Here is a 6,090-nt window from a genome sequence, read left to right as displayed (position 1 = left end):
CTTCGACCCCGTCAGGGGATCCGCCCCTGAACCCCGCTGGGGCTGCCGCCCCAGACCCCGCTTCGGCCCTTGAGGGGCCTTGTCCTCAAACGCCGGACGGGCTGAAAAGCGGAGACCGGGCGGGCTGAAGATGGAAACAGGCGTGCGCCCCGCGTGCGCGGCCCGCCCCCGCTCGCGCCCTCCCCCGGACGCCCCCGCCCCGTCATAGTGGCCCTCCGTCACGAGGGACCGTCGGGGGAGGGTGCGTGGTGGGGAAGAGGGCCGGGTCCGGTGAGGCCGGGGTGTCCGAGTCGGAGCGGCTGCTGTTCGGGGGCCCTCTGCGGTACGACATGGGGTGGAACCAGCACCACGACGCCTTTCTGGAGCTGAGCTTCCGGGCGATGGTGACGCGGCTGCCGTCCCTGCTCTCGTCCAGTTTCCGGCTCGCCTGGCAGGGGGACCGGGCGGCGGCGCGGACCGTGTTGGTGGCCGAGGTGGGGCGGGGGCTGGCTCAGGCGGTCGCGCTCCTCGCCGTCAACAGTGTGCTGGGGCGGCTGATGGGGGGCGGGGCCATCGAGGAGCGGTTACGCGGGGCCGTTCCCGCGCTGATCGCCATGGCCGCCGTCATGATCGTGTCGACTCTGCTGCGGGCCGCCTCCACGTATGCCACCGGGCGTCTGGAGCCCAAGGTGGAGCGCGTGGCCACCGAGCTGTATCTGGAGCGGGCGGCCGCCGTGGAGCTGTCCGCCATCGAGGACCACGCCTTCCACAAGCTGCTGGACACGGCGCAGTACGGCGCCTCCTCGGCCCGCCGCATGATCTCGTACAGCGCGCGTGTCGTGAACGCGGCCATCTCGCTGATCGCAGCGGCCGGCGTGCTCACCGTGCTGCATCCCGCCCTGCTCCCCCTCCTCGCCACCATGACCCTGCCCAGCGCCTGGAGCGCGCTGACCAACGCGCGGCGCCGCTACGAGTCCTTCCACACCTGGGTGCAGCACGCCCGCGCCGGCCATCTGATCAGCGGGCTGCTGACCGAGCCCGCCGCCGCGCCCGAGATCCGGGTCCATGGCGTGGGGCCCTTCCTGCTGCGCCACTACCGGGCGATGTCGGAGACGGCGGAGGCCGAGCAGGCCCGGCTGGCCAGGCTGGCCGCCCGGACGGGGCTCATCGCGGCGGCCTGGACGGGGATCGCGACCGTCGCGACGTACGCCACGCTCGGCGGGCTGCTGCTCGCCGGGGCCATGGCACTGTCCGTGGCCGGTACGGCCGTCATCGCGATCCGCACCGGTTCGTCGAGCCTCGACACCCTCGTCCTGGAGGTCAACGCGCTTCACGAGGAGGCCCTCTTCGTGGGCGATCTGCAGCGGCTGTACGTCGAGGCGGCCGAGCGGGCCATCCCGGTCGGTGGTGCCCCGTTGCCCGAGGATCCTCAGGAGATCCGGTTCGAGAACGTCAGCTTCTCCTACCCCGGCGAATCGTCCCGTCCCGCCCTCGACGACGTCACGCTCGCCCTCCCCCTCGGCCGGATCGTCGCCCTGGTCGGCGAGAACGGCTCCGGGAAGACCACCCTGGTGAAGCTGCTGGCGGGCCTGTACACGCCGGACCGGGGCCGCATCCTCTGGGACGACGTCGACGCGGCCGGCGCCGACCGGCACCAGCTCGCCGAGCGCATCGCGATGCTGGCCCAGGACTTCAAGCGCTGGCCGTTCACCGCCCGGGTCAATGTCGCCGTCGGCCGCTCCTCCGCGCCCCTCACCGAGGAACGCCTGGCCACCTCGGTCGCCGAGGCCGGGGCCGAGGAGGTGGTCGCCGATCTGCCGCGCGGCCTGGACACGCTGCTGGCCCGCCAGTTCAACGGCGGTCACGAGCTGTCCGGCGGGCAGTGGCAGCGGCTCGGCATCGCCCGGGCCGCCTACCGGCGCGGCCGCATCCTCATCGTGGACGAGCCGACGGCGGCCCTGGACGCACGGGCCGAGCTGGAGGTCTTCGAGAAGATCCGCGCGCTCGCCTCGGCCGGTCAGACGGTCGTCCTCATCACCCACCGGCTGGCGTCCGTACGCCACGCCGATCTGGTGCACGTCCTGGATCAGGGCCGGCTCGTGGAGTCCGGCACACCGGACGAACTACTGGCCACCGGCGGTGTCTACGCCGAGCTGTACTCGCTCCAGGCCGAGCAGTTCACCGCACGGGTGCCCGCGCCGAAGGCGGGCTGACCGCCAAGTCCTCCCAGCCGGGCGCTTCCCCGCCGGGCCCTCCCCCGCCGAGGGCTCGCGCCACGAGGGCTCACGCGGCGGCGTCCACCGCGCCATCACCGCGGACGATCACCAAGAACGCGTCCGTCGCCAGATCCATGACGACCTCTGCGGGCAGCCCCTCCATGCGCCGTGCGTGTGCGAACTCCTCCGCCGGCCACGACCCTCGCGGCCCGCCCGCGGGAAAGCGTTCGAGCACTGTTCGCCCGTTCACCATCCTGACCTCCGATAAGCGTCGTACTTGTAGGAGTTAACGCCTGCCGGAGGTGAATCGCCTCGCCCGGTGACGGGACTGAGACGTAGTTGACACTCGTTCACCGCGCTGTGTGAAGGGCCGGTCACTCTCGATGCCCGACGGTCACACCCCGTGTCAGTCCTCGTACTCGTCGTGATAGCGGATGCGCTCACTCCCGGCAGGCGCCCCGAGAGACGACGCGCGCCCCTTGGGTTCCTCCCACTCCTCCTGTCGGCCCAGCGCGGTGAGGTCCAGGAAGCTGGTGGTCGAGCCCAGCCCGTCGAGGCCGCGCTCGTATGTCGAGTAGGTGTGGAAGACACGCTCCCGGTCCCGCAGGAAACAGCTGACGCCGGGCCGCTCCACCAGCTCGCCCTCATGCTCCAGGGTCACCTCGAAGTCGAGGTTGAAGTCGCTGCCGTACGACGAGTACCAGGGCACCGTCCAGCCCATGCGCGCCTTGAACGGCAGGATCCTCGGGTACGGCGCCCGGGAGACGGCGACGAGTGTCGTGCCGCGTGCCTTCAGATGGGCCAGGTGTCCGATCTGGTCGAGGAACGCCGAGCAGCTGCGGCAGCCCGCGTCCCACTCGGGGGCGAACATGAAGTGGTAGACGACGAGTTGGTGCCGCCCCTCGAAGAGGTCGAGCAGTGTGGCCTTGCCGTCGCCGCCCTCGAAGACGTACTCCTCCTCGACCTCGACCATCGGCAGCCCGCGCCGCTCGGCGTTCAGCGCGTCACGCGCGCGTGTGGCCGCCTTCTCCCTGACCAGCAGTTCCTCGCGTGCCGCGCGCCACTGTTCGCGCGAGACGATCTCCGGAATCGACATGGGACGCCCCTTCTGTACGGCGGTCCGACGGTCCGTTCCGGGTGGTGACCGGCGGCGGGGGCGGAACTCATCGCCGGGCAGGGGAATTTCAGGAGTTCTTTTCGGCCCGGGAGATCGTTTCGGCCCAGGAGTCCTTTTCGACCCAGGAGTTCTTTTCTGCCGTGGAGTACGACACCGGCAGCGTGAGCAGGCCACGCGCGCGTAGTGAGCGGCGCCACCGCGGACCTGCGTCGTCGGCCAGGGTGACGTCCGGGTAGCGCTCCAGCAGCGCGGCCAGCGCGATCTCGGTCTCGGCGCGGGCCAGGGGTGCGCCGAGGCAGTAATGGATGCCGTGGCCGAGGGCGAGGTGGCCGGAGGCGTCACGGCCGAGGTCGAGGCGGTCGGGGTCGGGGAAGCGGGCGGGGTCGCGGTCGGCGGCGGCGAGGGAGAGCAGCACGGTGTCGCCGGCCGGGACAGTGACGTCACCGATGGTCACGTCCTCGGTCGGGAAGCGGCGGATGGCGAGCAGGGCGGGGCCGTCGTAGCGCGCCAGCTCCTCCACGGCCGCCGGGATCCTGGACGGGTCCGCGCGCAGGGCGGCGAGCTGCTCCGGATGCCGGAGCAGTGCGAGCACGGCGTTGCCGATGAGCTGCACGGTGTTCTCGTACCCGGCAAAGAGGATGAGGAAGGCGAGGGACATCAGCTCGTCCTCACTGAGCCGGTCGCCGTCGCCCTCCCGTACCGCGATGAGGTCGGAAAGCAGGTCGTCGGCGGGTTCCTTGCGCTTGTCGGCGAGCAGCCGGGTGAAGAACCCGAGCATCGCCACCACCGCCTCCTTCGCGGCCTGCGGTCGCGCCGGGTCGGGGGCGACCAGGGTGTCGGTCCACTCCCGGAAGTCGCGCCTGTGCTCGTCCGGGACGCCGAGGAGGTCGCAGATGACGGTGATGGGGAGGGGCGCGGCGTAGGAGGCGATCAGGTCGGTGGTGCCGTGCGGGCCGAGGGCGTCGAGGAGACGGTCGGCGGTCCGCCGTACGGGAGCGCGGAGTTGGTCGACGCGGCGCGGGGTGAAGGCCCGGCCGACCAGGCGGCGGATGCGGGTGTGGTCGGGCGGGTCCATGTTGAGGAGGTTGGCGTCGAGCGCGGGAGGCAGCGCGAGACCGCGGTAGGTGCCGGGCGCCGCATGCCGTTTGTCCAGGGACAGCCTCGGGTCGGCGAGGGCCTCCCGTACGTCGTCGTACCGCGTGACCAGCCAGGCGGGACTGCCGTCGGGACCGGCGATGCGGTGGACGGGCGCGGTGTCGCGCAGGCGCGTGTACGCGTCGTACGGATGGTCGATGAGGCCGTCGGCAAGATCCATGCCGATGAGCCTAGGACCTGTCGGACCTGTCCTAGGTGTCGTACTCCTGGATCCGCTTGCCGTGGCCGCGGTCGAGCAGCGCGGGCAGCCGCTCCCCCAACTCCCTTACGACGGCGGGCACATCGATCGTCAGCAGTTCCCGGTCGCGCATCAGGACCCGGCCGTCGACGATCGTCGTGCGGACGTCGGAGGAGCGGGCGCTGTGGACGAGGGTGGCGGCGAGGTCGTGGACGGGCTGGGTGTGCGGGGCGGTGAGGTCGACCAGGATGATGTCGGCGCGGCGGCCGGGTGCGATGCTGCCGATCGACTCCCCCAGTCCGACGGCCCGGGCGCTCTGCAGGGTGGCGTGGTGCAGGGCTTGACGGGACGTCAGCCAGCGGGGGTCGCCGGTGGTCGACTTCTGGATGAGGGCGGTGAGGGTCATCGCCTCCCAGACGTCCAGGGAGTTGTTGGAGGCGGCGCCGTCCGTGGCGAGGCCGACGGGGATGCCGATGTCGTGCAGGGCGCGTACCGGTGTGGTGGTGGGCCAGGCGAATCTGAGGTAGCCGCGGGGCGCGGTGGCGACGGCGATACGGCCGGAGGCGTCCCGCAGGGCAGGCAGGTCGCGGTCGAGGATGCCGGTGCCGTGGGCGATGAGGACGTCGGTGTCGAGGATTCCGGTGCGCCTGAGGACCTCGACGGGGGTGACGCCGTGGCGGGCGAGGCCGGCGTCGGTCTGGTCGCGGTTCTCGGCGGCGTGCAGGTGGACGGGGAGGCCGTGCTCACGGGCGAGTTCGGCGGTGGCGGCCAGATCGGCGTCGTTCACGGTGTAGGGGGCGTGCGGGGCGAGGGCGGTGGTGATGCGGCCGTCGGCGGCACCGCGCCGCCGCAGCGCGAACTCCAGTGACCGTTCCCGCCCTTGGGGGCCCTGGGAGGAGAAGTAGGCCTCGCCGAGATGCGCCCGGATCCCGCACTCCTCGACCACGGCGGCGACGGCGTCCATCGAGAAGTAGTGGTCGGCGAAGCAGGTGACGCCACCACGGATCATCTCGGCACAGGCCAGCCGCGCCCCCGACGCCACGTCCTCCTCGGTGAGGTTGGACTCGATCGGCCACACGACGTCGTTGAACCACTCCTCGATGGGCAGGTCCTCGGCGACACCGCGCAGGGCGACCATCGGCGCGTGGGTGTGGCAGTTGACGAGCCCGGGCAGGGCGACCTGACCGCGCGCGTCGATGCGCTCGACCGCGGGCAGGGCCTCGGCCTCCGCACTGCTGATCACCGCGTCGACGACCCCGCCCCGCACGACGATCGCGGCGTCCTCGGCGAACCCGACCCGCTCATGATCGTCGTGCGTGAGAACCGTGCACCGGGTGATGATGAGACCGGCGGGAGAAGGCGTCATACACGCACCGTACGACGCGGTCATGCCCTCGCAGGGGCTGAACCGTGCATCCCGTCGCCGCTCTGTCGCGGCGACGCGG

General features: G+C 71.8%; 5 protein-coding genes. 1 reads left to right on the top strand and 4 read right to left on the bottom strand.

What is annotated here, in order from left to right:
• The first annotated feature begins 329 nt into the window (after positions 1-329).
• Positions 330-2,192 (top strand): ABC transporter ATP-binding protein, encoded by a 1,863-nt coding sequence (locus ACFWYS_RS05080; protein WP_384764105.1) that lies wholly within the window; start codon positions 330-332, stop codon positions 2,190-2,192.
• Between the two features lie 70 nt (positions 2,193-2,262).
• Here ACFWYS_RS05080 and ACFWYS_RS05075 read toward each other — a convergent pair whose 3' ends face one another.
• The 4 genes from ACFWYS_RS05075 to ACFWYS_RS05060 all read right to left on the bottom strand — a co-directional run bounded on the left by ACFWYS_RS05075 (position 2,263) and on the right by ACFWYS_RS05060 (position 6,011).
• Complete coding sequence (locus tag ACFWYS_RS05075) at positions 2,263-2,448, bottom strand: hypothetical protein (RefSeq protein WP_030948256.1); 186 nt, start codon at positions 2,446-2,448, stop codon at positions 2,263-2,265.
• 153 nt (positions 2,449-2,601) lie between these two features.
• Complete coding sequence (locus ACFWYS_RS05070; RefSeq protein WP_384763487.1) at positions 2,602-3,291, bottom strand: DUF899 domain-containing protein; 690 nt, start codon at positions 3,289-3,291, stop codon at positions 2,602-2,604.
• Between the two features lie 88 nt (positions 3,292-3,379).
• Entirely contained in the window at positions 3,380-4,627 is a 1,248-nt protein-coding gene (locus ACFWYS_RS05065; protein ID WP_384763485.1) for a cytochrome P450, read from the bottom strand.
• Between the two features lie 31 nt (positions 4,628-4,658).
• Positions 4,659-6,011 (bottom strand): amidohydrolase, encoded by a 1,353-nt coding sequence (locus ACFWYS_RS05060; RefSeq protein ID WP_384763483.1) that lies wholly within the window; start codon positions 6,009-6,011, stop codon positions 4,659-4,661.
• Between the last annotated feature and the right edge of the window lie 79 nt (positions 6,012-6,090).

It is taken from the genome of Streptomyces sp. NPDC059010 (assembly GCF_042740355.1).
In the GTDB taxonomy this organism is placed as follows: Bacteria; Actinomycetota; Actinomycetes; order Streptomycetales; family Streptomycetaceae; genus Streptomyces.
Note: the sequence above shows the minus strand (reverse complement) of the source record. Positions and strands in the feature narration are given on the sequence as shown.